The 26714-nt window shown below is 43.3% G+C and carries 26 protein-coding genes and 3 pseudogenes; 10 read left to right on the plus strand and 19 right to left on the minus strand.

Features of this window, described 5'->3' with window-relative positions; translation table 11 throughout:
- Positions 1-40: 40 nt before the first annotated feature.
- The 3 genes from potC to potA are packed head-to-tail and all read right to left on the minus strand — an operon-like array spanning position 41 to position 2845.
- Positions 41-811, minus strand: a complete 771-nt coding sequence (gene potC, locus A8140_RS07965) for a spermidine/putrescine ABC transporter permease PotC (protein WP_005389180.1) — start codon at positions 809-811, stop codon at positions 41-43.
- A complete protein-coding gene (gene potB / locus A8140_RS07970; RefSeq protein ID WP_005528445.1) occupies positions 811-1671 on the minus strand; it encodes a spermidine/putrescine ABC transporter permease PotB in 861 nt (286 codons plus the stop codon). The genes potC and potB overlap by 1 nt, the downstream gene beginning before the upstream one ends.
- On the minus strand, positions 1652-2845 hold the full coding sequence (gene potA / locus A8140_RS07975; RefSeq protein WP_227740712.1) for a spermidine/putrescine ABC transporter ATP-binding protein PotA: 1194 nt from the start codon (positions 2843-2845) through the stop codon (positions 1652-1654). The genes potB and potA overlap by 20 nt, the downstream gene beginning before the upstream one ends.
- 323 nt (positions 2846-3168) lie before the next feature.
- Here potA and A8140_RS07980 point away from each other — a divergent pair, with 323 nt between their 5' ends.
- From A8140_RS07980 to A8140_RS07995, 4 genes and pseudogenes are all read left to right on the plus strand, one after another.
- The gene (locus A8140_RS07980; protein ID WP_005528450.1) at positions 3169-3966 is read left to right on the plus strand and encodes a DUF2189 domain-containing protein; all 798 of its coding nucleotides are present in this window, start codon (positions 3169-3171) and stop codon (positions 3964-3966) included.
- Positions 3959-4795 carry a glucosaminidase domain-containing protein gene (locus tag A8140_RS07985; protein WP_032999854.1) on the plus strand — a complete coding sequence of 279 codons (837 nt, stop codon included), beginning with the start codon at positions 3959-3961 and terminating at the stop codon, positions 4793-4795. Before A8140_RS07980 ends, A8140_RS07985 begins: the two co-directional genes overlap by 8 nt.
- Before the next feature lie 17 nt (positions 4796-4812).
- Positions 4813-5475 (plus strand): DUF2987 domain-containing protein, encoded by a 663-nt coding sequence (locus A8140_RS07990; protein ID WP_005528458.1) that lies wholly within the window; start codon positions 4813-4815, stop codon positions 5473-5475.
- A gap of 198 nt (positions 5476-5673) precedes the next feature.
- Positions 5674-5922 (plus strand): annotated as a pseudogene (locus A8140_RS07995) (tRNA 2-thiocytidine(32) synthetase TtcA); the annotation flags it as partial.
- Positions 5923-5925: 3 nt separating this feature from the next.
- Here the strand turns inward: A8140_RS07995 and uspE are convergent.
- From uspE to ccoN, 10 genes and pseudogenes are all read right to left on the minus strand, one after another.
- A pseudogene (gene uspE / locus A8140_RS08000) lies at positions 5926-6693 on the minus strand (universal stress protein UspE); the annotation flags it as partial.
- 181 nt (positions 6694-6874) lie between these two features.
- Positions 6875-7621 carry an FNR family transcription factor gene (locus tag A8140_RS08005; protein WP_005429849.1) on the minus strand — a complete coding sequence of 249 codons (747 nt, stop codon included), beginning with the start codon at positions 7619-7621 and terminating at the stop codon, positions 6875-6877.
- Between the two features lie 90 nt (positions 7622-7711).
- Positions 7712-8389, minus strand: coding sequence for a sulfite exporter TauE/SafE family protein (locus tag A8140_RS08010; protein ID WP_005528464.1), 678 nt, complete (start codon positions 8387-8389; stop codon positions 7712-7714).
- Positions 8390-8398: 9 nt separating this feature from the next.
- Positions 8399-8563, minus strand: coding sequence for a cbb3-type cytochrome oxidase assembly protein CcoS (ccoS, locus tag A8140_RS08015; protein WP_005429857.1), 165 nt, complete (start codon positions 8561-8563; stop codon positions 8399-8401).
- 14 nt (positions 8564-8577) lie between these two features.
- Entirely contained in the window at positions 8578-10941 is a 2364-nt protein-coding gene (locus A8140_RS08020; RefSeq protein ID WP_005528466.1) for a heavy metal translocating P-type ATPase, read from the minus strand.
- Between the two features lie 4 nt (positions 10942-10945).
- On the minus strand, positions 10946-11422 hold the full coding sequence (locus A8140_RS08025; RefSeq protein WP_005528468.1) for a FixH family protein: 477 nt from the start codon (positions 11420-11422) through the stop codon (positions 10946-10948).
- A gap of 89 nt (positions 11423-11511) precedes the next feature.
- Positions 11512-12486: a cytochrome-c oxidase, cbb3-type subunit III gene (gene ccoP, locus A8140_RS08030; protein WP_005528470.1), complete on the minus strand. Its 975-nt coding sequence runs from the start codon at positions 12484-12486 to the stop codon at positions 11512-11514.
- A complete protein-coding gene (locus A8140_RS08035) occupies positions 12486-12659 on the minus strand; it encodes a cbb3-type cytochrome oxidase subunit 3 (RefSeq protein WP_005528472.1) in 174 nt (57 codons plus the stop codon). Before A8140_RS08035 ends, ccoP begins: the two co-directional genes overlap by 1 nt.
- Positions 12660-12668: 9 nt before the next feature.
- Positions 12669-13289, minus strand: coding sequence for a cytochrome-c oxidase, cbb3-type subunit II (ccoO, locus tag A8140_RS08040; protein WP_005528475.1), 621 nt, complete (start codon positions 13287-13289; stop codon positions 12669-12671).
- 12 nt (positions 13290-13301) lie between these two features.
- The gene (gene ccoN, locus A8140_RS08045) at positions 13302-14729 is read right to left on the minus strand and encodes a cytochrome-c oxidase, cbb3-type subunit I (protein ID WP_005528477.1); all 1428 of its coding nucleotides are present in this window, start codon (positions 14727-14729) and stop codon (positions 13302-13304) included.
- A gap of 256 nt (positions 14730-14985) precedes the next feature.
- On the opposite strand from ccoN, the gene A8140_RS08050 reads away from it, so the two are divergent.
- The 4 genes and pseudogenes from A8140_RS08050 to A8140_RS08065 all read left to right on the plus strand — a co-directional run bounded on the left by A8140_RS08050 (position 14986) and on the right by A8140_RS08065 (position 19094).
- Positions 14986-15342, plus strand: a complete 357-nt coding sequence (locus A8140_RS08050; protein WP_005528479.1) for a hypothetical protein — start codon at positions 14986-14988, stop codon at positions 15340-15342.
- 112 nt (positions 15343-15454) lie between these two features.
- Positions 15455-16642, plus strand: a complete 1188-nt coding sequence (locus A8140_RS08055; RefSeq protein ID WP_005528486.1) for an FIST signal transduction protein — start codon at positions 15455-15457, stop codon at positions 16640-16642.
- Positions 16632-18361, plus strand: a pseudogene (locus A8140_RS08060) (response regulator). The gene A8140_RS08055 and the pseudogene A8140_RS08060 overlap by 11 nt, the downstream one beginning before the upstream one ends.
- A gap of 283 nt (positions 18362-18644) precedes the next feature.
- Positions 18645-19094, plus strand: coding sequence for a helix-turn-helix domain-containing protein (locus A8140_RS08065; protein ID WP_157722007.1), 450 nt, complete (start codon positions 18645-18647; stop codon positions 19092-19094).
- 145 nt (positions 19095-19239) lie between these two features.
- Here A8140_RS08065 and A8140_RS08070 read toward each other — a convergent pair whose 3' ends face one another.
- The 4 genes from A8140_RS08070 to matP all read right to left on the minus strand — a co-directional run bounded on the left by A8140_RS08070 (position 19240) and on the right by matP (position 21795).
- Positions 19240-20454: an HDOD domain-containing protein gene (locus tag A8140_RS08070; RefSeq protein ID WP_005528490.1), complete on the minus strand. Its 1215-nt coding sequence runs from the start codon at positions 20452-20454 to the stop codon at positions 19240-19242.
- A 130-nt stretch (positions 20455-20584) separates the two neighbouring features.
- Positions 20585-20908 (minus strand): hypothetical protein, encoded by a 324-nt coding sequence (locus A8140_RS08075; protein ID WP_005528492.1) that lies wholly within the window; start codon positions 20906-20908, stop codon positions 20585-20587.
- Between the two features lie 115 nt (positions 20909-21023).
- On the minus strand, positions 21024-21335 hold the full coding sequence (locus tag A8140_RS08080) for a DUF3634 family protein (RefSeq protein ID WP_005528495.1): 312 nt from the start codon (positions 21333-21335) through the stop codon (positions 21024-21026).
- Between the two features lie 10 nt (positions 21336-21345).
- On the minus strand, positions 21346-21795 hold the full coding sequence (gene matP / locus A8140_RS08085) for a macrodomain Ter protein MatP (RefSeq protein WP_005429851.1): 450 nt from the start codon (positions 21793-21795) through the stop codon (positions 21346-21348).
- Between the two features lie 211 nt (positions 21796-22006).
- On the opposite strand from matP, the gene A8140_RS08090 reads away from it, so the two are divergent.
- Complete coding sequence (locus tag A8140_RS08090; protein ID WP_005528497.1) at positions 22007-23647, plus strand: S16 family serine protease; 1641 nt, start codon at positions 22007-22009, stop codon at positions 23645-23647.
- Between the two features lie 70 nt (positions 23648-23717).
- Positions 23718-24233: a bifunctional 3-hydroxydecanoyl-ACP dehydratase/trans-2-decenoyl-ACP isomerase gene (gene fabA, locus A8140_RS08095; RefSeq protein WP_005528499.1), complete on the plus strand. Its 516-nt coding sequence runs from the start codon at positions 23718-23720 to the stop codon at positions 24231-24233.
- A gap of 394 nt (positions 24234-24627) precedes the next feature.
- Here the strand turns inward: fabA and rmf are convergent, their stop codons facing one another.
- Together rmf and A8140_RS08110 are read right to left on the minus strand one after the other, a co-directional pair.
- Entirely contained in the window at positions 24628-24801 is a 174-nt protein-coding gene (gene rmf / locus A8140_RS08105; protein ID WP_005532367.1) for a ribosome modulation factor, read from the minus strand.
- A 171-nt stretch (positions 24802-24972) separates the two neighbouring features.
- Entirely contained in the window at positions 24973-26709 is a 1737-nt protein-coding gene (locus A8140_RS08110; RefSeq protein WP_005532368.1) for a DUF3466 family protein, read from the minus strand.
- Positions 26710-26714 lie beyond the last annotated feature (5 nt).

The following is a 26714-nucleotide window of genomic DNA, read 5'->3' on the forward strand; positions in this document are numbered from 1 at the left end:
ATGTAACCATTCTGTTTCGTGATGTTAACGGATGCGGATTCTACTTTACTTTTTCTCTTGCTAGCAACTGAGAAATCACTACCAAGACCAAAGAAACAATCAGCATGACCGTTGCTAGGGCGTTCACTTCCGGTGAAATGCCCACCTTAACCATTGAGTAAATCTTCAATGGTAGGATTTCGTATGTTGGGCCTGTTACGAACGAGCTAATAATTACGTCGTCCAGAGACAGGGTAAAGCTCAGTAGCCAACCCGCAGCAACCGCTGGTTTAGCAAGAGGAAGGATGATCTGTTTCAAGATTACCCATTCGCTTGCGCCAAGATCTTTTGCTGCTTCCAACATCTTCACATCAAAGCCATTTAAGCGGCTGTACACTGTTACCACAACAAACGGTAGACAGAAGGTGATGTGAGCAATCAATAGCGTAAAGAAGCCAAGCTGTGCGCCTAATACTAGGAACAGAGCAAGCAATGAAATCGCCATTACAATATCTGGAGACATCATTACGACAAACAGCATGCCGTTAACCGCGCCTTTACCTTTGAACGAGTAACGGAATAGGGCAACAGCCGTCAAGCTACCAATAATGGTTGCTGCTGTTGCTGAGAATACCGCTACGTTCAGTGAATGCCATGCAGCCTGCATTAGGCTGTCGTTGTTTACTAAGGTTTCGTACCATTTCGTGGTGAAACCACCCCATTTCATACCAAATTTGTTAGCATTAAATGAGTTAACAATTAAAACGATAATTGGTAGATACAGAAAAGCATATACCAGCGCCATAAAGCTAAATCTAACTGTGCGTCCCATTAGTCTAGCTCCACTTTCTTATTCAATAGTTTGCCTGCTCTGTAGTAAGCATAAAGCATAACAGCCATTGCGAAGGTGAGGGCGATACTGGTCGCAGCACCAAATGGCCAGTCACGAGCGTTCAGTACTTGGCTCTTAATCACGTTACCAATCAGTAGGTTCTTCGCGCCGCCTAGAAGGTCAGAGATGTAGAACATACCTAGTGCAGGTAGCAGAACCAACAAACAGCCACCGATAATGCCAGGCATTGTCAGAGGTAGAATCACTTTAGTAATGGTTTGGAACTTGTTCGCACCAAGGTCTTTTGCTGCCTCGATGTATGTGTTGTCTAGCTTCTCGATTGCCGAGTAAAGCGGCAAAATCATAAATGGAAGCAAGATGTACACAAGACCAATCATTACTGCTGTTTCGGTATACATTAAACGCATCGGCTTATCGATGATCTCCATTGCCATCAACGACTTGTTCAAAATGCCTTGAGTACCCAGAACAATCTTTAAGCCGTACGTACGGATAAGAGAGTTCGTCCAAAACGGTACAATCACCAAGAACAACATGAACGGACGCCATTTTTCAGGCATTTTCGCGACGATGTAAGCAAATGGATAACCAATCACCAAACACAACAAGGTTGCGATGATCGCCATGTAGAAAGAGTGCATCAACACTTTTGCATACAGAGGATCGAGTAGGCGAAGGTAGTTGTTGAAAGTAAACGTTAATTCAATTAGGTTCGCTTCATCACGCGTCAAGAAACTCGTACCGATAATCATTATGTTTGGTACTAACACAAACAGTGTTAGCCAGCCAACGATTAGGGTAATGATCGCGTTCTGAAGATTAAGCTTCTTGCTTATCATTTAGTACTACCTCCCAGCTCTCAACCCAAGTAATAGCGACTTTCTGGCCGAGGGAGTGGTCCACATCTGGATCATCTTCGTTAAAGAATTCGCTTACCATCACGCGCATGCCTGAATCCAACTGGATAACTGAATCAAGCGTCATACCTTTATAGGTTCGCTCTGTTACGTGACCTACGATGCCTTTTTCTTCAGACTCTTTGATCTCTTCGATGCGTAAGTCTTCTGGGCGAAGTAGTACTTGTAGTTTGTCACCGGGTTGTGCTTCTCGATCGTAGTAAACAACGGATTCAACGCCTTCAATTTCTGCACGGATACGTTTCTCGTCGATACGCTCTAGCATGGTTGCGTTGAATACGTTGATCTCACCGATAAAGCGAGCAACAAATAGGTTCTTAGGTTCTTCGTAAATCTCACGTGGAGAGCCGTCTTGTTCGATAACACCATCGCGCATAACAATTATGCGGTCGGACATCGATAGGGCTTCTTCCTGATCGTGCGTAACGAAGATAAAGGTAATACCGAGTTGACGCTGAAGCTGTTTAAGCTCGATTTGCATTTGCTTACGTAGTTTGTAATCAAGTGCAGACAGAGATTCATCTAGCAGCAGTACTTTTGGTTTGTTAACAACCGCACGTGCAATTGCGATACGTTGCTGCTGACCACCTGAAAGTTGGTGAGGCTTACGCTGTGCCATTTTTTCTAGGCGAACCATGCGTAGCGCATCCATAACTCGTGGCTCGATCTCTGCTGCAGGTGTTTTCTGCATGCGAAGACCAAATGCAACGTTTTCAAATACGGTCATATGAGGGAAGAGTGCATAACTCTGAAATACCGTGTTGACGTGTCTTTGCTCTGCAGGAACCTGTGTTACATCTTGGTCATCTAGTACGATTTGACCGTTATCTGCTGTCTCAAAGCCCGCGATCATGCGTAAAACCGTTGTTTTACCACAACCAGAAGGACCAAGAATCGTCAGAAACTCACCATGATTAACATCCAGATTTAAATTACCGATGATTTCCTTACCATCGAAACTTTTGCTAATACCAGATAGACGAACTACTGGCTTTCCTGCTTGCTGTTTAGCGTTCAACGTCTGTATTTCTCCCACGTTCAAGTTGGGGTGTATCCAATTGATGTGACATAAGTCATTCACTTTTGAGGCGCGCATCATAATCACCAAAATTGTGAAATCAAAGCATTTTCTTATCTTGAAACAGAAAAAATTTTGCAGGCAAAAGTAAACATTCCTTACCATACTGTTTTTATAGGGGTATTTGCATTTCCGTTATATATAGGTGAGGTATTGATTTCTTGTGCAAATGTTTTCAATTTCATGGATTTGCGAGTGGTTAATTATCGACCAAATAGCAAAGATTGCAAGTATTGAAGCCGAGATCTGATTTTAGACTTGGCAAGATTTCTTTATAATGACGCCCTTATTAATTAACTGGTTTTCCAGAAAAAATTTGACAAGTTAGCCTTGGATAAAATATGAACAACGATTTTGAGAAAGATTTCAACCTTGGAGGGAGTGTAGAGCGAGCTCTTTCTGGCAAGTATGAACTGAAGGCAGGTGCTGTTTTTAGTGAAGCTTGGCGCACTACCATTCAACAGTTTCTGTCCTTCTCACCAGCGATCATTCTATTGCTCTTCGTTCAGTTGGGCATTTTCTATATTGCTTTGCAGCTTCAATTGGGTGATCCCGCAGTCATTCTTGATGCAATTCAAACTCCAGAGTCTTTTACTGCTGACATCGTATCCGCTATTTATGTGGCCAACTTCAGTTACGAAGTGATCAGTGCACCGATTTACGCTGGCATTAGTCTAATGGCGATGAGTCACGTAGCAGGTCTTAAGACGAAAGTGCGCCATGTGGGCAAAGGTCTTCAGTTTACCGTTCCAGTGATTCTAGCTACGTTGTTTAGCTTGATGATGCAGGGCGTAGCAGGAATGATTTTCCCGTTGTTATCTCTGTACCTTTCTCTAGCATTTAGCCACTCTATCCTATTGATTTGTGAGAAAAGAGTGCCACCTATGCAGTCACTTCTTTTGTCACTTCGTGCCATCAACAAGAAGCTTTTTGTCGTCGCAGGGCTTTACTTAGGCGTGATGTTGATGTTTATTGTTGCTGCAATGTTCTACGGAATTGGCTTGATCTTCGTGCTGCCGTTCTTCTTCCATTTGAAGGGGATTCTGTACCGCGAAATGTTTGGGATTAAGTTGAAGATCGTAGCAACACAGCAAAATGATAACGATCACGATGGTAACTCTCAGGTGTTTGATGCCTAAATCTTTAAAGTCAATGAGTTTACGAGTGGCGGCTATCACAATAGCCGCCACTTTTGTTTCTGTTGGACCATATTTGCACTACGACCGCGTATATCGCAATACTGCTGATTCGCAAGCGGTGCATGGTCCTGTTAATCACTTGGATTTGTCGAACCTTCCTTATATTGGTGATATTCCTGATTTCAACTCGATTAAGGACACGAAAGATAAGAAGACCGCCTTCTTCGACTTTCTGCGCCCGAAAATTGCGTTAGAAAATCAACGTATCGAGAAAGAGCGCGCATTCTTAACGTCTCTGAAAATTGGAGAAGTTGGCTCTGAGCAGACGTCTTACGCTGAGCGTTTGGCCGTACTTTATTCCTATCCATTGAAGGATGATACAGTCACACAAGCTTGGTTGGATGAAATACTCAAGCGTGTCAACGTGTTGCCTGAGGCACTGGTCTTAACCCAAGCCGCCAATGAATCTGCGTGGGGAACCTCTCGTTTTGCCACTCAAGCAAACAACTTGTTTGGTCAATGGTGTTATAAGAAGGGCTGCGGAATTGTACCTGCACATCGTGGGGCAGGAAAAACGCATGAAGTAGAAAAATTCGACTCGGTACAAAAGTCGGTGCACGGTTACTTTATGAATGTGAACCGCAACCGTGCTTATGCTGATTTACGCGATATTCGCGCTAATTTAGCAAAGAAACACAAGGATTTGTTATCTGTGGCGACGGCATCAGAGTTGACTCATGGCATGTTCGCGTATTCTGAGCGTGGCATCGCCTATGTTAATGACTTACGAGCTATGATTCGTCACAATAACGCTTACTGGACACAATAGAAGAAATAACGGATCGGATGAAGAAGTTAAGCCTAAGTTTACTAGGCAGTGCGGTACTGGTCTTAGCATCGCCTGCAACTCACGCGCAAGAATACATGTTTACGTATTCTAAGCTCTACACACAATTGAAGAACAATGCGAAAGAAGGGCATGACGACGTTAAAGTTGGTGTGTTCTTTGTCGACGCAGACACTAAGAAATTGTGTGAGATAGAAAAAGCATGGATGGAAAAGGAAGAGCACTACGAAGAGTTTGTGATTCCGGCTTCTAAAGAGCTTCCAATTCCGATCGACAAGAACTTAAAGTCAGCAAACCCACTGGTCTTCGTCCAAACGCCGAAAGACACACGATGTGATTACTCTTTAGTTGTGATGACCAAAGAGCCATTACAGGGTAATGTATCTTACGAGCAACTTACGCCTTTGATGCCCCAAATGCAGGTTTTGCTTGAAGATTTAGGTGGTATGTTTGCAGGTTGGTTCACTCCAGAGGTTCAAGGCGTGACGATGGAATTTGCTGACGAGTTGAATAACACCATTACATTCTCCAATGGCACAGAAAAAGTCATAGTGAATGGTAAAGTTCAAGTCGCACTGAGTGATATTGGTGAAGGAGGATATATGACGCTTCCTCAACCAACGACACGCGTTCTGCCTTATCTACCCAACGCGAAAAAGTAATCGTGATTTGATTTTGAAAGAGCTGCAATGGCGGCTCTTTTTTATTTTTATTGCCCATCGCGCTGTTTTAGAGTGCATTTATTGACGACTCGGTCACACAAACATTTAATCCTGCGTAAAAAGCTCGTATAATCCACGCCCCATAGAAACCCATGTTAGGAAGCCCTAGTCGATTTATCGGCGATGTGAGAGCCCGCAATGAACCAAGTAGATACAAGAAAAGAAACCCTAGAATTCAACAAGCTTCAGAAACGCCTAAGAAGAAATGTTGGAAATGCCATTACTGATTACAACATGATCGAAGAAGGCGATGTTGTAATGGCATGTATTAGTGGTGGTAAAGATTCATTTGCGATGCTTGATATCCTGTTGAATCTACAAAAGGCAGCACCAATCAAGTTTGAGGTGGTTGCGGTTAACCTTGACCAGAAGCAGCCAGGTTTCCCTGGCTGGAATGATGTCTTCTGGTAGGCCTTGTTCAACGATAGTTTGCTCTTCATCCAAACCGTGTTTTTGGCGAAGTGCCTTCATTGCCGTTAAGTGGTGGCCACGAACGGCGTCTGTGTACGTCGTTGGGTCAAACTCAGGCAACTCAATCGTGATATTCGCCGGTGTAACCGGGTAAGCATTGACGAGATAAGGTTCTGCATCGAGACGACTGGTGATTTCTTTAAGGCGTTCGACCATCGAATCGTTCAAATCAATATGGGTTGGATTCTCCGAACCAACATGAACAGACGCAAGAATCTTCGCATGTTCAGGCCAATCAGCGTTTTTAATTAAAAGTACTGGGATAGGGCACTTACGCAACAAATGCCAATCTGTAGGAGTGAAGATGACGGATTCTAGAACATCGTGCTTACGCGTTCCCTTAATAACGATGTCGTGACCGCCAGCAAAGACTTCAGCAATGGTCGCTTCATAAGGGCGATTATGCCAAACAACACAAACATCAAAGTCGAAGCTATCGTCTAAATACGGTTGGGCTATCTTACGCATCCATTGTTCACGTTGGTGGATAACACCGCGACGCATAGCATCTCTTTCATCGACCGACAGCATCGAGGTCATGTCATACGAAAAATCGTAGATTGACAGAAAGAAAGTGATTCGGCTTCTGGATACACTTTTTCGAGCTAGTTGAACCGCTCTTGCAAGTGCTGGCTGCTCATCGTTATTGATGTCAGCAACAACAAGGATCTTACTGTATATACTCATATCTAAGCCCACTTATTATTGTAAAACCAAATTCCGAATATAAGGTAAATCAGTATATTGGAGTACAAAAGGTACATTTTTACTGTAGCTCAGTTTGAGGAAGAATTTGAGGACTTTCGAAGGGATTTTAGAAGAAATATGATGTAGCTCATTTTCGAGCTACATCAATTGATAGGGTAAATTAGTCTTTGCTAACGCCAGCAAGTTCCATCAATGCATCGTGATCTAAGATAGTGATGTACTTACCTTTTACGCTCAAAATCTCAGATTTCTGGAAGCGGCCAAGTAGGCGACTGATGGTTTCAACAGTCAGGCCAAGGTAGTTACCGATGTCACCACGAGTCATGGTTAAACGGAACTCACGAGGGCTAAAACCACGTTGCGAGAAACGCGTTGATAGGTTGTAGAGGAAAGCAGCTAAACGTTCTTCCGCGTTCTTTTTAGAAAGCAGAAGGATCATTTCTTGGTCGCCTTTAATTTCGTTACTCATCAGACGCATGATCTGTTGACGAAGTTTAGGCATTTTTCCTGACAGGTCATCAAGGATTTCGTAAGGGATCTCACAAACCATTGATGTTTCAAGTGCCTGAGCGAAACTTGGGTGTAGGTCACCCGTAATCGCGTCGAAACCTACAAGGTCACCTGCTAAATGAAACGCAGTGATTTGCTCATCGCCTTGTTCTGTAATTGTGTAGCTCTTGATCGTGCCAGAGCGGATAGCGTACAGAGATTTTAGTTCATCACCTGCTTTAAAAAGCTCTTGGCCTTTTTGGATTGGCTTTTTACGCTCGATGATTTGATCCAACTGATCTAGTTCAGACTCATTTAGAGTGAACGGAATACACAGTTGGCTAATGCTACAATCTTGGCAATGAATCGCGCAACCGCCTGATTGGATACGCTTTGTTGCAGGTTTTTCAGAAATCATAACAACCTTTCACTATTTGATGTACATCAATATTTTATCACTGGTTACTTCTAAAGGATAGTAAAAAAATGACTGACATCGACTTTCATACTATATGAAACCGAGCATTTTCATTGCTCCGACGGCAGTATATACGCCATAGCTTATTAGAATTAATGCTGAGATATTTCTAAATATTAACGATTTTTGCAGGTTCTGAAAATGCCTTGCGCCATAGCCGACAGCGAGCATCGAAGGTAGAGTCCCCAGCCCAAATGCTAGCATGATTAATCCGCCATTCAAGGCACTGCCCGAAACGGTAGACCAAGTGAGCGCTGAGTAGACCAATCCGCATGGCAGCCAACCCCAAACAAAACCAAATGGAAATGCATGGGAGGGGTGCTTCAAGGGAAGTAGGCGTTTTCCTGCAGGGGAAATAAACTTCCAGATATACTGCCCGGCTTTTTCAACAACAAGCAGTCCTTGCCACCATTTAGCAATGTAGAGTGCAACTAAGATCATGAAAAGTGCAGCGACAAATCGAAGCCACGCAAGAGACTGGGTAAGGCCGCTAAACTCTGAAAGGCCTGATATCGCACCTCCAACCATTGCGCCAATTAAAGCGTAGCTTGCAAGTCTGCCAAAGTTATAGAAAAGAGGAATAGAGGAAGAAAGTTTGTTGTTCGGTGCGCCCATGGAAAGGAGAGAGGCGATACCTCCACACATTCCCATGCAATGACCAGCCCCAACGAGGCCGATCATAAATGCACCAATAAAGTCTGGGCTCATAGAGAAACGCTATTGTTTTTTGTTGTTTGGTTTTTCGTCTTCATCAAGAAGAATGTTGTGTCCTTGTCGCTCTAGATCTTCAAACTGATCGCTACGAACAGCCCAAAGGAAGATAGCAACGGCAACACAGACCAATACAATGGCGATAGGGATTAATATGTATAGACTTTCCATGTTTGATCTCTCACTTACTTCTCTTTAAGCAGTCGTAACGAGTTGGATACAACGATGATAGAACTTGCCGACATACCCACTACTGCAACATATGGTGCGACTAAGCCTGCAACTGCCAGCGGCAAAATTAACAGGTTGTAGCCTAAAGACCAAGCCAAGTTTTCTCGGATTATCTTTCTTGTACGTATTGCAAGCAATCTTGCCTCCAATAATTTCTCTAAATTATCGCCTAGAAGAGTCATATCTGCTGATGCTTTCGCAACATCCGTACCACCACCCATCGCGACAGAAAGGTGTGCCCCAGCCAGCGTTGGTGCATCATTGATACCGTCACCAACCATCATGGTTATGTCGTTTTGATCTAGCCCTTTAAGATACGCGAGTTTGTCTTCTGGTTTTGCCGATGCGATCACATGGTCAATACCCATTTCATTCGCAACAGGCTGTGCATTTCGTAGTGAATCGCCTGTCAACAACGTTGTTTTAATACCTGCATCTGTAAAACGTTGGATAAATGCTTTACTTTCTTTACGAATTGGATCTCGGTAGTAGAAGGTTGCGACATGTTCCTTATCGACAGAAAGGTATACGGCGTTACCTTCATCGCGATTTTCACCAACAACGAAGCTTGCACTACCGATCTTTACTGCCTTGTTATTCCATGCACCTTGAATACCAGAACCAATGATGTTTTGAACGTCGCTCACGGTAACACCTTCTTGAGCAAACTCTGAAAATGCGCGAGCAATAGGGTGGTTGGCATGAGCTTCGAGTGCGGAAGCAATGGCAAGAGTGTCGGATTCGCTTAAAGCAGAGAAGGTTTGGGTTTCACTTATTCCGACGTCGCCTTTGGTCAACGTGCCTGTCTTATCAACCACAAGGTGATTAATCTTACATAGCGTTTCGAAAACATGGCCTTTACGCAGCAAGATACCAAAGTTACCCATACGAGAAGTTGCGCAAGTTAATGCCGTCGGTGTGGCTAACGATAAAGCACATGGGCAGGTTGCGACCAGAACAGACAACATAATCCAGAACGCATCATCAGGTTTAGTTTGATGCCAGTAAAACCAAGTACCTGCAGAAATAATTAGAATCGCACCAACGAAATAGCGCGCGACTACGTCCGCAACCTCAGCAATTTTTGGTTTGGAGTGCTGTGCTTCATCTTGAAGACGGACTATATTCGAAATCATCGAGTCTGCTTTCGAGTTCGTTACTTCTAGCTCGAAAGACTCCTCACCATTTAATGTACCTGCGTAAACGGCATCTCCGGCTTTCTTTACCACATGAACGGACTCGCCGGTCAGCATAGATTCATCGATATGGATACGACCGGAAATCACTTTGCCATCTGCCGGTATATGTTCGCCAGGAAGGACACGAATGCGATCACCAACCTTTAAGGTTCTTACCGGGATTTGTTCACCGTCTAGCGTTGTCGCAATCGCTGGGATTAACTTGAGAAGATTGCCGCTAGCTGCTGCTGCTTTGCGGCGAGCGCGCATCTCTAAGAATCGACCGACCAACAAAAAGAAGGTAAACATCGAGATCGATTCGAAGAACACTTCGCCTTGTTCAGTCACCGTTGCAACTAAGCTCGCTACATAAGCAAATATGAGTGCAATGGATACAGGAACGTCCATCCCAAGGGTTCGCCCTTTAATGCTCCGCCATGCATTGAGATAAAAAGGTAGTGCAGAATAGAGCAGTACAGGTGTTGCGAAGATTAAGCTTACCCAGCGGAAGTAGTTTTTAAACTCTGGCTCTAAATCGCCAAAGACTTCCAAATACAATGCTACCGCAAGCATCATTACTTGCATGGTTGCAAGACCCGCTATACCTAGACGATAAAGGTATTGTTTCATTGTATGGTGGTAGGTGGCTTCTTGCTTGTCTGCCTCAAAAGGGGCGGCTTTGTAACCGAGTTTATGAATGACCGACAGCAGTTCACTAAGTCGAACTTGAGTTTTATCCCAAGCGAGTAGAGCGCGGTTGGTTGTGGTGTTAACACGAATGGAAACCAAGCCTTTAACACCCGATACTTGTTTTTCAATCAACCAAGCACAAGCGGCACACGAGACGCCCTCCAAAGAGAGCGTGACTTCAGAAGTGTTCTCATGGTTACGAACAAACTCTGACTGAACATCCTCGTTATCATAATGAATGAGGGCTTGGAGTTGCTCAGGGACTAGATCCGCCTTTTCTGCTGGCGCCGTTCGGTATTGGTAATAGGAGACTAGACCACTATCGACGATAGTCTGAGCGACAGTTTCACAGCCCGGACAACACATATCGCGAATTTCACCCAATATTTCTACTTTGAAATCCGTGTTGGCTGGTACATCTTCACCACAGTGATAACAGGATTTACACATAGATTTACTTCATCAAAGTTGTTGGTTGCGCTGGGAACTCGACTCGACCTTGAATCATCCATTCTTGATTGTGTGGCTCAAGCTCGACGAACCAGGGACCTTTAATGGAGTCTTCTGGCGTTAAGCGATAGTTACCTTTTGCATCTGCTGTAAGCAGCTTCGTGAAATCATGGTCTGATAACGTACGGTGCGTGAACGTCGCAGTTAGCGCAGGGAAGTGCGGTAATTCGCCTTTATTAAAAGTGATGACAACGGTGTTGCCATCAGATGAAACGGTAGCGTTAAGACCAAGATCACGAGCGACATTCATTTTACTAATATCGATATTGATCCCTTTGCCTTTTTTATAATAATCCTCTGCAACCAACGAAACTGAATTGTTGGCGAATACGACCACTGTAACGATTGTCCATACCACAACAGTCAAAGGCAGGATGATTAGGAACCACGGCCAAAATTGTTTATACCAAGGCTTTACCATAAAAAAGTTCTCAACAGCTAAATGAAAAAATGTAAGGCTTTAAACTTAAAGGAAAGACAGCCCCTATGAAAGGGGCTGTTATTGAAATGTTACTTATTGTCAGAGTTGCTTAAACTCCAGACGTATGCCGCGACAAGTTGAACTTTGTCTTCGCCTAGAATGTCCTTCCAAGCTGGCATCACACCAGAGCGACCGTTCATGACTGTTTCTGTTACTGCAGCGCGTGAATCGCCGAATAACCAATCTTGGTCAGTTAGGTCAGGCGCGCCTACAGCAGGGTTACCTTTACCGTCAGTGCCGTGACAAGCTGCACACACAACAAAGCGAGCTTTGCCAGCCTCAGCTTCACGCGCGTTCACTTTACGACCAGATAAGCTTAGCGTGTAGCTTACAACTTCTTGAACACCTTGTTCACCAAGTGCATCTTTCCACGCTGGCATCTGACCGATACGGCCTTGCATGATAGTAGTCACGATAGCTGCTGGCTCACCGCCGTACAGCCATGCATCGTCAGTTAAGTTAGGGAAACCTTTCTGACCACGAGCATCAGAGCCGTGACATTGCGAACAGTTCTGCAGGAACAAACGTTGACCAACTTTAATTGCTTCAGGATCTTGCGCAATCTCAGGGATAGGGCGTAGACCATCTGCGTTATGAGCAAGCGCGCGGAATGCTTCACCGAAGTAAGCATCTGCACTGCCCAATTCTTTCGCGTACTGATCGAGGCGTTTTTGTTCTTGTGCCTCAGATATTGCTTTTTTTGAATCTTCTACGTTGGTTACCGTTTGATTTGAACTGGACCAATTTAGCAAACCTTTAAAGCTTCCTAGTCCAGGGTACATCGCCAAGTAAACAGCAGAAAATACAAAAGTGCTGATAAACAGATAGGTCCACCACTTTGGTAAAGGGTTATTGAGCTCACGAATACCGTCGTACTCGTGTCCCATATCTGCACCTTCCTCGACGCCCATTTTATCCTTAGCGCACCAAGTTAGGAGGATTGCACATCCAACTAGAGTACCGACAGTAATTACGATAACCCAGAGACTCCAGAATGTAGTCATTACTTCTCCACTCCTTGATTATTTGGTTTCACTTGCTCTTCATCAGCAAACACTAGATTGGCATCTTCCTCAAATCGTGCTTTACGCTTTTTACCAAATGCCCACCATACAATGCCAATGAAACTAGCAAAGAGAACAACGGTATAGATGCTGTGAATTGTTCCGAAATCCATATCGACTCCTTATTTCATCGCATGACCAAGAGACTGAAGGTATGCGATGACTGCATCCATCTCAGATTTACCTTGTACATCTTTAGTCGCATTTGCGATTTGCTCGTCAGTGTACGGAACACCAAAATTGTCTCTGAAAAGCGTCAATTTCTTAGGAGTAAGCTTCCCATCGAGAATGTTTTCAGCTAACCACGGGTAACCTGGCATTATAGACTCTGGCACTAGTTCGCGAGGGTTGATCAGATGAACACGGTGCCATTCATCAGAGTAACGTCCGCCTACACGAGCCAAATCTGGACCAGTACGCTTAGAACCCCATAGGAATGGGTGTTCCCAAACGCTTTCACCAGCAACAGAATAGTGACCGTAGCGCTCTGTTTCAGAGCGGAAAGGACGAATCATCTGACTGTGACACACATTACAGCCTTCGCGAATGTAGATATCACGACCTTCCATCTCTAAAGCACTGTAGGCTCTTAAGTTGTCAACAGGCTCTGTTGTCTGCTTTTGATAGATGAGAGGCGTTATTTCAACAAGTGCCCCCCAGCTAATCGCAAACACGATAAAGATTGCCAATAAACCTACATTACGCTCTAAGATTTCGTGGCGGTTATTAGAATTATTACTCACACTCAATTCTCCCTAAGCCGGTTGTGGAACTGCTTTTAAGCTCTCTTTCGGGGCACTAACCGTCTTGTAGGTGTTGTATGCCATCAAGAACATACCCGACAAGAAAATAAGACCGCCTAGGAAGCGAACAAAGTAGAATGGATGAGAGGCTGCAACGGATTCAACAAAACTATAAGTCAGTGTGCCGTCAGAGTTAACTGCTCGCCACATTAGCCCTTGCATTACGCCTGAGATCCACATAGCAACGATGTAGAAAACCGTGCCGATAGTCGCCAACCAGAAATGTACATTGATCAGTTTTACTGAGTACATACGTTCCTGACCGAAAAGCTTAGGTACAAGGTGATATACAGAACCGATAGAAACCATGGCTACCCAACCCAATGCTCCAGAGTGAACGTGTCCAATGGTCCAGTCTGTGTAGTGGGATAGTGCATTCACTGTTTTTATTGCCATCATTGGGCCTTCGAATGTAGACATACCATAGAAAGACAATGAAACAATTAGGAAACGCAGAATAGGATCGTATCGAAGTTTATGCCACGCGCCAGATAGCGTCATGATACCGTTGATCATACCACCCCAAGATGGAGCAAATAGAACCAGAGACATCACCATACCGAGGGATTGAGTCCAGTCAGGAAGCGCAGTGTAATGTAAGTGGTGAGGGCCAGCCCAGATATAAAGAGAGATAAGAGCCCAGAAGTGAACGATAGATAAACGGTAAGAGTAGACAGGGCGTTCAGCTTGTTTAGGAACAAAGTAGTACATCATACCTAGGAAACCAGCGGTCAGTAGAAAACCTACCGCATTGTGTCCGTACCACCACTGAACCATAGCATCCACAGCACCGGAGTAAATCGAGTAAGATTTACCAAGTGATACAGGAATAGCCATGCTATTAACGATGTGAAGTACCGCTACTGTGAGGATAAAGGCGCCGAAGAACCAGTTAGCCACATAAATGTGGGAGGTCTTTCGTTTGACCAATGTTCCGAAGAATACGACAGCATATGATACCCATACGATAGCAATAGCGATATCTATTGGCCATTCAAGCTCTGCGTATTCTTTTGACGATGTGTACCCAAGGGGTAGGGTAATAGCGGCTGCGACGATTATTGCTTGCCATCCCCAGAATGTAAAGGCGACCAGTGGTCCCCCGAAAAGACGCGTTTGACAAGTTCTCTGTACGACATAATAAGATGTTGCGAACAGAGCACTGGTACCAAACGCAAAGATTACCGCATTTGTATGCAGTGGGCGTAAACGACTGAACGTTAACCACGGCGTATCAAAGTTTAGCTGTGGCCAAACTAACTGAGCGGCTATAAACACACCAACACCCATTCCGACAATTCCCCACAAAATAGTGACTAGGGTAAACTGACGAACGACTGTATAGTTGTAGCTTTGCTCTAGCTGCTTTACTTGGCTCATTTGCATGCTTCCAATTTCTAATTAACTACACTTTACTTCCAACACGACTTGCGTCGTAACACCACCCAAGTAAACTCTAGAATTCAAGTGTTATCATCACTTTATTTCCATTGCTGACTTTGATGAAAAGTGGCATTTTCAGCGTGTCACTATACTTGAATTAACAATTCAATGACAGAGTAGTAACCTTACAAGGTATCTGGAAATCATTTTTTATTTAAAAAGTTTGAAGTTTGTAACAAGGATATTAGGAATTATGGCCGCACAAAAGTTAACAAAGGCACGACTCGCACAAATATTAATCATGCTCAGTCTTTTAATTGGTGCCTTTTTCTGGCGCACCTTTACTTATGAGACGAACAGAGAGGTAGATTGTTCACAAAAACAACGATGTGATGTAACAATTGGTGCTGAGAAAATAATCATAAATAAGACTTCGAAAGGGTTTTCGATCGAAAGCTCAAAAACAGACAGTCTGAAAATTGATCTAAATCAAACGGGTAATTTTATTAATATCGATGATGAATTTCGTGACATTGATTGGAATAGTGTTTCTGAGAAGAAGATAATTAATTTCAAATTAAACGAAAACATTGTCCAAGTTCATTTATAAATCAGATCTGACACGAGATAATTACATCTTCTTATGCAATTAATACCGTCATTCTTAGCACTAATTTGTCTCAGTGGTATAACAGTAAAGTGATAACCAATAATAAAATCGTATGCAGTGCCAATCATTATTTACTCATATTACCGACGAATATTTAGCTATCAAACGATTTCGCTCTGAGCTGACAGAGGATAACCTATCGCATATCACCTGTTATTACACCGAAGAGTACGATTTCAGAGTAATCCAAAGCGCTTTTGTTGAGCTTTTCCCCGAGACAACCTTTCACGGCGCTAGTTCCTGCCAAGCGATAATGACAAATCATGGTTATCACAAAGGACCAGTGATTGCGATACTCGTGATTTATGATTCGGGCCAGCACGCATACGGTACGGGTATCTCAACTTTTGGAGCAAATGTTGAAGCGAGTGTTGATGCTGCATTAAACATGGCATTGGTGCACGCAGATAGAATAGGAGAGGTTCCGAATCTCATCCTTTTACACGCAACCCCTGGGCATGAAGAAACCATCATTGAATGTATTGATGAAAGGTTTGGGACGCTAGTCCCCATCATTGGCGGGTCGGCTGCGGATAATAATATCGAAGGTAACTGGTCGATTATTACTTCTCAGGGTGCTCAGCAAAACGGTGTTAGCCTGACGCTATTTTACTCATCACAGCCCGTTGATATCGCTTTTAGTGCTGGGCATTCTCCAACGGGGATAACAGGTATTGCGACGAAAACGAAAGATCGCATCTTACTAGAGATAGATAATAAACCCACTCTCGATGTCTACCGTGAGTGGACTAATCACCAAGAGACACAATCCGACAAAGAGAGCTTTCTATTTACCAACTCCAGTGCTTATCCATTGGGGAGAATCGCGGGGCATCTTTACGAGAGACCTTACTACAAACTCTCACATCCAATAAGAGAGACCAAACAAGGTGGTATCGAGCTCTTTACAAGTATCCAAAAAGGCGAATCTTTGACGTTGATGCAGGGAAGTCGGCAGCATCTTGTCGCAAGAGCCGCAAGAGTAGTGAACGCAGCATTTAATCAAAAGTTAGAAGAGTCTCGAAAAATAGGGGTAATCAATATATTTTGTGCTGGTCCTATGCTGCACTTAAAGCAAGACATAAACAGCGTTTGTGAACAAATTAACCAGGAATTAGAGAACCTACCTTTTATTTGCCCGTTTACTTTTGGTGAGCAAGGAAGGTTTATAGGTGGCGAAAATGGACATGGAAACTTGATGATTTCATCGGCAATTTTCCATAAACCTTATGAAAGATAAATATTTAAAGATTTACCAACAAGAAGCGTTACAAGAGGCACTTGTCGAACTAAAAGAGGCAAGACAGCGAGAGAAGCTCCTAGCTGACGAAAACAAAGCAATCTTATCAGCCATTTCTGCTATGAGTGAGGCCCGTAATCGCAACGAAATTTTTTCCGGTCTCAACAGCGTTCTAAAGAAATACATCGACTTTGATGACTTCATCGTCATTACCCGTGACTGCAATCAACAAAATTTCAAAACACTTCTATCGAAAAAAGCGTCTTTGATAGAGCTAGTTGGTTACCAGGTAACGCATCGGAGAGAGCGCTCAATGGTGAATGTATTTTGCTGTTTGAACCAATGCGGTTAAAGGAGTTTGAGGGGCTTAACTCCTTTATTAAAAGTCAGGTAAGTTCCATGCTTTTGACTGGCATTCGCTCTGAAGTTACGCAAACTATCATCATACTTGTTGGCGCGCAAAAAGGGCACTTTAGTATTGAAAACAAAGAAACCCTTAGGCGGTTTCGACCTTTGATAGAAAGGGCGGTAATCGATATTGAAACGAAAGAAAAGTTACAACGTATCGTAGAGGTGCGAACTTCACAACTTGCTAAAGCAAGAGAAGAAGCAGAACGCGCGAACCAATCAAAATCTGAATTTCTCGCTATGATGAGTCATGAGATTCGAACCCCGTTGAACTCGGTTTTGGGTATGCTCGACATATTAAGACAGTCGACGTTAACAGAAAGCCAATCTGAAGTTTTGAATCAAATGGAGTGCTCAGCAGATCTGTTATAAGCGATAATTAGCGATATCCTCGATTTGTCCAAAATAGAGTCGGGAAGTTTTCGTCTAAGCGAACAATGGACAAACTTAAGTGACGAGGTAACTTTGGTCATTTCTCAACAAAAACAGGTAGCTACAAGTAAAAATCTGAGTTTTGAATACCAATGTAACTTGGATAATAACAAGCAATATTGGATCGATTCGACTCGATTGTCTCAAGTGCTTTTCAATTTAATTGGGAACGCCAGCAAATTCACTGATGTTGGTGGTATTAATGTCTCGGTTATTGAGCGCAATGGTGAGCTTGTCATCTCAGTGGTGGATACCGGAATTGGAATCCCTCAATCAAAAATCGGACATCTTTTCACTGCTTTCCATCAAGGAGGCAGTTCGATTACTCGAAGGTTTGGAGGTACAGGCCTTGGACTTGCTATCACCAAACATTTGGTTGAAATGATGCGAGGAACAATCAGCGTTAAAAGTGAAGAGAATGTTGGCTCACACTTTGAAATTAAGATACCTGTGTTAACGAGAAATAATCAAGATAGACTGTTAAAGATAGAGCCCAATCATCCATCAAAAGCAGTGAACCTTCTTGTCGTAGAAGATACAGAGTCTAATCAATTTGTAATTAAACTAATCTTAAACAAGTTGGGACATAATGTTTTTATTGCTAGCCACGGCGCAGAAGCAATCGCATTTCTTGAAGAACAAAGGCAAAACATCGACATCATTTTGATGGACGTCTCAATGCCAATAATGGATGGGATAACAGCGACGAGGCTAATCAGACAGAAAGGCATTAATATTCCAATCATCGCGTTAACAGCTCACGCACTGGAGAGTGACAAGACTACATGCATGAAAGCCGGCATGGACGGTTTTGTTTCAAAACCAGTTCGACGACAAGAGATCTACGAAGCAATTCAATCGTTAGTTGAAACCGCGTAGCGCGTTAATATAGATCTTAACAATCGTAAGATTATTAAGATCTATATTAAGTATTTTATGGTAAATCACCATTATGTTTAATGACACTATCAAAAAGCGCCATATTTTAAAATGTGAGAGGGACAGGAGGCCAATCTAGGGAAGATTTGGCGTACGTTGATATGGAATTTAACATAACACATATAATGCGCACCTATGGTGTAAACCCAAAGCGATAATGTCCTAATATTTCCAAGTGAATATGTCCTATGTTTGCTTGGAGGTATTTAGGATGCTAGTTACGATGAACGACCATGAATTACAACGTTTCTCCATTATCCAAGATTTGTTAAACAATAAGTTAAAGCGCCGAGATGCCATATCCATTCTTGGAATAAGCTGCCGACACTTGTCTCGCATACTTAAAGCTTTTAAGGAACTTGGCGTTGAATCCCTAGCTCATGACAACCGTGGTAAACCTTCGAGTAATCGCATCAGCGATGACACCAAGCTCCACGTACTCAAACTTATCTCAGAATACTATCTAAATTTTGGCCCAACGCTCGTACATGAAAGGCTTATAGAGATTCACGGATTTAATATCTCCTTGGAAACGCTTCGCCAATGGATGATCGCTGATGGTCTTTGGGTTCCACACTCTAAACGCAAGCCCCGAGTTTACCAACCTCGTTACCGACGTGATTGTTTAGGCGAACTCATTCAAATTGATGGCTCTCACCATACTACCTCATAACTTCAATGTTTCGCTTTCATTATGGCCCTAGATGTTCGTAACAAAGACTATTTCTAGTTTCCGAACTGACGATTTAACCTTTTTCCAGAGCAATAAAAAAGCGACCAGACTTGGTCGCTTGAAGTTTTGTGACATCGTAACTCTTCTAAATCATAAGAGTCATCTTGCCTGGAGCGCTCATTCTAATGGATGATAACGCTTCTCCTGAGATCTGAACGTTAGCAAACCAAAATGGCTTGTGTTTTTCTGCGAACACTTCGCTTCTCGATAAGCTGTCGTATATTGCATACGCCCTAGCCTGTGCTAATGCTGCTCCATAGATGCTGCGTTCTAAGATCGGTTTGTTTTCTATGTCTTCTAGAATGGCAACTTTAATATGCTCTGCACTTTTCGGCCAGTTAAAGCTTTCCATAAGTCGTTTAGTGACCGCTGCTTCCATATCAACAATAACTTTAGGTAAGAACGCTGAATTAGGTCGAACGTCGGCACAAGCATAATACTCATCTTTTCTGTTCGTCTTTCTATAGTTCAGCATGACTTTAACAAGGGCATCTTCGAAAGTGTCTGTGAGATGATTAATCAGCACTATGCTTCCTAGGCTACGAAGTGTTCCAATTAGAACACCACAATCAGAATCTGTTGCACCTGCCGATTCCAATCGCATTTTGGTAACGTTGGCAGTCAAGACCAGTTGTTGCCAAAACTTGGGAGTCAGGATCTTAGTATTACTGTCTGACCACTTCATTATTGGTCGTGCCATTAAGACTGGGAATAGCTTGCGGCAATTTTCAATTCCAAGACGACTAATCGCAACTCTTACATCTGAGCTGGTTTTAGCTGCACTGCCTCGCTCACGCAGTCTAGAGTTTTCAATCAGATCAATAATCGTTGAGCTTAGTTGGTGGCTATCGCCGGCCAAGCCTGTCAGTTTTGAAAAGCTGATTGATGGAGAATAAGCAAACGATGCGAACAGTTCAAATGGGGGTATATTGCTCGATAATCTATCAATTGGAAGTGTTTCAAGCTTCTTCATTAACATTCGATCGGCGACTTTCGATACATCGCTGATGACTTTTTGAAGTGTCTTCTGTTTGTCTTCCACGATTTGGCGTTTTTCTTTTACTCGTTCTTGTTCACATATGAGAAGTATTCTTTGGTTGCGCGTGATTCTGTCTTCTTCACTAAAGATCACGTCGTCACAGTAACGTCCCTGTAGACTGAGGAGTTTATCCACTTGCGACTGATCCACCTGGTGGTTCATACTAGCTAGCCATTTTGCATGTCTAAGTTCGACTTCTTTCGATACTTTGGCTGCGATGTCCATTGCTTCTTGTGTATATTTTTTTTGCGTGAGCAACAAACTGATATTCCTAACGTTATTTTATTTTTCCGTCAGCAAGTGTATCTATAAACACCAAAGCAGTAAATGGAATGTGATATTAATTCCACTTATAAAGACATTCAAATTATAGAAATATAATTAGTGAATACTAATTGCCCGTTGTTATGTGTAGTCGTATGTACTTTTCAGAGAATTTATAGCGATAACGTTTGCCAATTTTCACATTTGATTTGGTGAATTGACATACGCGTTTATCACCACTGCTTTTTACCCTCTTGATCTTTGCACTTTTACCTTTGTGTTCCATTTCAATCATTAGGTCACAATACCCATGGTAACCATCAAATTCTCTATCAGTTTTCTTCTGTAACTCCGCTTTAATTTTTTTCGCCACGGGATTCGTCTCAGAATCATCAGCTGTAGCAACAGAAATCCCAAATAATAAACACAAAAACGTGACAGTGTATCGCATGAAGTTCCCTTTCGATTTCGTAAAAGTGAAACTCTAAATCACTGACTTTATTGAAATAAAAACGGGACCCAATTAATGCGTCCCGCCTAACATGAATAAGTAATTGATAGTTTGCTTAAGCGCGTTTTTTGCCTTTGGTTGACTTAAAACCTTGATGAGGAAAAACGTTCCTAATGCGTTGTTGAATTTTTTTCGGCACTTCTTTGGAGAAAGCTAAACGCATCCCAGTACGTTGATTGTAGATTTTCATCTCACCATCGAAAGGAGCATGCTCGGCGATGTCTTGCAGGTTGTGTTTAAAAGAAGGTGGTAAATGACCTTTCACTTTCGATATGTGCCCTTTTTCGAACTTAACTTTTAGGACTGGTCTATCTACAGCGATAAGCCAAAAAATGACAACAGCAGCAATCAATATTACGTAAAGCATATGATTCTCCTTAGCTGGACAACAATTTACTCAAGTCTTCTTTCAACGATGATACCTTCATGCTAGCTTTCTCGCTTCGAGATGCTTCAGACAGCAAATACTCAATTGCATCGGATAGTGTGCAACCTAACTCGTTTGCTCTGTTAGAGAGCTTTTCCCACACTCGATAGTCAAGATCTATGGATTTTTTCTTTGTGTGGACTTGCTCCGCATTGAAGTGACGTTTACGTTTTGCACGGATCGCTTGTTTCAGCTTGTTATCAAGCTCTTCTGACATGTGGTTCTCAATCCAAGCAAGAACTTGAGTAGGTTCATGCTCGAGCTTACGAAGTTCAGCAATCGCAGCATCGGCTTCGCTTGTATCGATGTATCGAGTAACGGCTTCACCATCTTTCCACTTTTTAATGAGATACTTCCATTTCCAACCACATTCTAAATTTTCAAGCTGCTGATATTTCATCCTTCTGACCCTCAATGCACGTATGGTGACAGCGTAACCCAACTGTGCAGGTTCGGCAATTAAAACTCCTAAAAGTATCGATGTTGATCACTCATTTGTCGAAGGTTTAATCAACTGAAATTGTAGAATTTTTGGATTGGTCAAATTGTCGCTAGGGAGTTGATCGCCGTTTCGCTATAATGCGCCTAAGACTAAATTAAGATGAATTTGAATGAACCAAGTTAACTGGCAAGATGTCACCCCTTCTTTTGAACAGTACGAAGAGATTTTACGCAACGCCACTTCTCTCCCAGCAAAGCCTTTCATTGAGCTTCAGCCGAGGCTTGAAGCAACCACTGAGCGATTTACGCGTGTACAAGGATTAACCTGCATTTTATTGGTGAATTGCACTGATAATGCGATTTACCGAGGCTTCATTAGCGAAGTGTTGGAGGCTAAGACCTCTGCACCTATTGTTGCAACAGAGTCACTCGATGCTAAAGAGCTGTTTGATCGCTACAGTGTGAACCAAGATGGTCAAGCAACGTTTGAATCTGGCTTACTTTCTAAAGCACATGGCGGCTATCTTGTTATTCCTGCTAACTTGGTGCTTGCGAATGCTGCACGCTGGCCAAGCATCAAAGCTGCGGTTCAAGGTGGAAGCTTTGCCCCAATTAATCTTACTCCAAATCGAATTGCTTCATCGCCTTTTGCGCCGCAAGAATACAATGTAAAACTGATCATTACCGGTGACCGAAACCAGTTGGCTGAAATCGAGTATGTCGATGAAGACTTCTCTGCAGGTCTGACGATGTATACAGAGGTTGAAGACGATATCCATCTATCTCAAGAAAACCTGAGGAATTACATTAGTTTGGTAAACTGGATTTGCCAGAAGTACCAGCATCCTGCATTGAGCAATGAAGCGTTCAGAAGATTAATTCTTGCAGGGATGCGTTACACAGAAGATCAACACTATCTACCGCTCGGTGTCATGTGGCACAACCAGCTATTAGGTCTGGCTAGCCAATATTCAAACTCATCGGTTATCGAATTCGACGATATTGATCAGGCCATTGATGATAAATATTACCGCGAGTCGTACCTACCACAGCGTGCTGTTGATGACATTCTTGATGGACAAGTGATCATTGAAACGACTGGCGAACAAGTCGGTCAGATTAACGGTCTTACTGTTATTGACATGGCTGGACATCCGGTCTCTTATGGCGAACCTGCGCGTATTTCTTGTGTTATTCACTTCGGTGATGGTGATATCTCAGATGTTGAGCGTAAAGCTGAGCTTGGTGGCAACCTGCACGCTAAAGGTATGATGATCATGCAAGCATTTGTGAGCTCTGCTCTGAACCTGGATGAGCCTCTACCTTACTCTGCGTCAATTGTTTTTGAGCAATCATACAGTGAAGTAGATGGAGATAGCGCCTCTTTAGCGGAGCTTTGCTGTTTGGTAAGTGCCCTATCTGAATCCCCAGTTAATCAGCAGATCGCAGTGACTGGCGCGGTAGACCAATTTGGTCGTGTGCAAGCCGTCGGTGGCTTGAATGAAAAGATCGAAGGGTTTTACCAAGTGTGTAAGCATCAAGGCTTCACAGGTGAGCAAGGCGTGATTATGCCGAAAACTAACCTAAAGCACCTTGCGTTACATAAAGGTGTCATAGAAAGTATTAAGAATGGTGAGTTCCACATTTGGTCTGTTTCTACTGTTGATGAAGCGATTCCTCTTCTGATGTCCAAACCTTTCCGAGGTGAAGATGACAGCATCATCGGTAAGATAGCCGAACGTATTGAAAACTTTGAAAGGCACGAGCATCCAGAAGGAATTGTGGAGCGCATCAAAAACTGGTTTGTCTAGTACTGATCGGAGTTGTTTAGCGTACACGTGTTCACTAAGATGCAGCTATCAAAAATTGGAGTAATTGATAATGCAAAACAAACGTGATTCATACACCCGTGAAGATCTTCTAGCTTCTAGCCAAGGCGAACTATGGCCACAAGGCCCTCAGCTACCAGCACCAAACATGTTGATGATGGACCGCATCACAAAAATGTCTGAGACTGAAGGTGATTTCGGTAAAGGTTTGATCCTAGCAGAATTGGACATTACTCCAGATCTTTGGTTCTTTGATTGTCACTTCCCTGGTGACCCTGTAATGCCTGGCTGTCTTGGCCTTGATGCAATGTGGCAACTTGTTGGCTTCTTCCTAGGCTGGGTTGGCGGTCAAGGCAAAGGACGCGCTCTAGGTGTTGGCGAAGTGAAGTTTACGGGGCAAATCCTACCAACAGCTAAAAAAGTGACTTACGAGATCCACATGAAGCGTGTTGTTAACCGTAAATTGGTAATGGGTCTAGCTGATGGCCGTGTATGTGTAGACGGCAAAGAAATCTACGTAGCAAAAGATCTGAAAGTAGGCTTGTTCCAAGACACCTCAAGCTTCTAATCTCCTACTCTGAAGTATTCAAGAAGGCTCCTTTCAAAGGGGCCTTTTTTAGTTTTGTATATACCCAAGTAACCTCGAGATGCTAGGTTCAGCGAGAATGACTTGGTTTGTAGACGCGGCGGCGATTTAAAGATCTAGTGGGTCTAAATCAAGAATCGACAACAAAGTATACAAGCCAAGACAGCTCGCCCTTTGGGAGCGTGTCATTGACTCGACTTCTGCGTCAAACAACTTGGAAAGAGCTGGCTATTACGCTGCGTTGTTTTCCTTGACCTCGAATCAATGACAACGCTCTGAATCCTGCATCTTGAAGTCACTTGGGTATAGCTACTTAAAAATGCAGAAAAGGCTCTTAACGAGCCTTTTCAAATCCTTCTGTTTGTATGTGGAGAGTTTATTTGTAGAGACCAGATTGTTTTTCATCTCTGGCATCACGCCAACCACCTAACCAATACGACCGAGCGTCAATCTGTTGATACGGACAAGCCTCTTGGGACCTTCCATTCAACCCAGCTTTGTAGCCTTGAGATTGAGCTCGTTCTAGGCGATCACGCTTTTGTCTCTTCATAGTTAATTCCTCATACAGGTCCATTTACAAACGTACTACTGTTTTTGTGAAACTTTAGTGGAGTTTTTATGACTCCACTTACAAGAATCGATCAAGTTTCGCATTTTCTCAAGGCATAAAAAAAGCAGAGGCTCATTTCTGTGAGCCTCTGCTTGATTTAAAAATTACTGACTATTTTCTACGGAACCCGAAGAAGCCCAGCATGGTCAAAGCCAACCAACCAAGACCGGCACCTTGACGTTCGGCAGATTCCTCTTCAACGCTTCGCTCCTGAATATCTGCAGAAGTCGCGCCAGCGATAGGCATAAGCTTAACTGCAACGATTTTTTCTGTCCCATCACACGACGCGTTATGTTGTGTGCTCTTATAGCCGCCTTCACACTTCATCGCGGTTGCCGAGATAACGCCAGCATCATTGATGTCTGTAGCATTGATGATACGGAATGCGTTGTTGTCCGCTGAGTATTCACCACCGTTCGTTAGGTTATCCAAGAACCATGGTTTACCCTCAAACAAGTCTGTCGCACGCTGGCTCACGGCTTCACCTGTTTTAGTGTAAGGGTAAATAAAACCACGCTTACGACGAGGTTTACCCTCTTCTTCACGAGTCTTCTCAGCGTCTAATTGACCAACAATCTCATTGTATGAGTTGATGCCACCCATTTGACCGCCAGCACCGCTAAAGAATATACCAGAAGTTGGGTAGAAGGCACTTACTGAGCTCTTAGTCACATCGTCAACAACAAAGAGACGATTTGGTGCTGACCCTGTTGGCATTAAGTACGCCCCCGAACGTTTGGCTTCACCAATCGCAACAAAATTTGCATTTACGTCGGTTAGACGTGAGTTGGTATGAACCGTATCACCACTGATTCTTTGTTGGGCACGATCAACTTCCTTATTTACCCATATAGAATCAACGACTGAGCCTTCTTTTGCCAACGTTCCTACGAAGACTGTTGCGTTCATGTAGTTGTTGTCACTGTCATAGGTGTTGTACCCAACACCATAAACAGTTGAACCTTTTACAACAAGATCTCGCATGCTACCTTGCGCTAAACGTTCACCACCTTTTGCCGTGCCGCTCTGCCAATCAACCTGAATTACTGTGCCAGTTGCATCCCAAATCGCAGGTTTTGAAGTATGGTGCGTGCCGTTATCGTTTGATGCTTGTTCAGAAATACTGCCTACTGTAAAAGTCCCATCGGTGCGCCATGCTCGGCTCCCGACAACAACCGCCTCTTCGCTGCTTGGAACAATAGTTGGAAGCACTGGAGCAACAATTGTATTCCTTGTTTCTAATTCAGAAGAATCTGTATCGCTTACGACACTTTGATTACCAACTGGTTGACCGTCTTCAGTTAAGCTATTGATAATATTGTTGTACTTGTTTTCATAAGCACCTGGGGCATTCTCGACAAATGCGAATGCGTTTGTTGTAAAGTCTTTACCTAGCTCTTTGCTCCAAGGTTGCCAATGAATAGACGCCCAAGACTCACATGTTGAGTAACGACGCTCGTTGTAACAGTAGCGCTCAAAGTCATCGTACTCTTGAACGTAATAGAAACCGGAGTCCATTGCAAAAGGCACTTCTTCACGGTAACTCACACCATCTACAGCTTCGCCTGCTGAAATTGGTGTTGTACGAGTTTCCAGTGCCAATTTGAATTGATCCGTTGTACATCCTGCTGCTGAATCAAAACAACCATGGACAAACGGTGAACCAGTGCTTACATCCTGAACATCACCTTGCTGGATAGCAACGCCGTAGGCAGTTTCGTAATTAACGATGTCACCATTTGATTCTGGCTCTACTTCAACCACCTGATACAATGCTGCATTGGCATTCATTGCTGTACCAACCATCATCGCGACGGCGGTTAGTTTGAATTTATTACTACAATTCATGGAAT

The organism is Vibrio campbellii CAIM 519 = NBRC 15631 = ATCC 25920 (genome assembly GCF_002163755.1).
GTDB lineage: Bacteria > Pseudomonadota > Gammaproteobacteria > Enterobacterales > Vibrionaceae > Vibrio > Vibrio campbellii.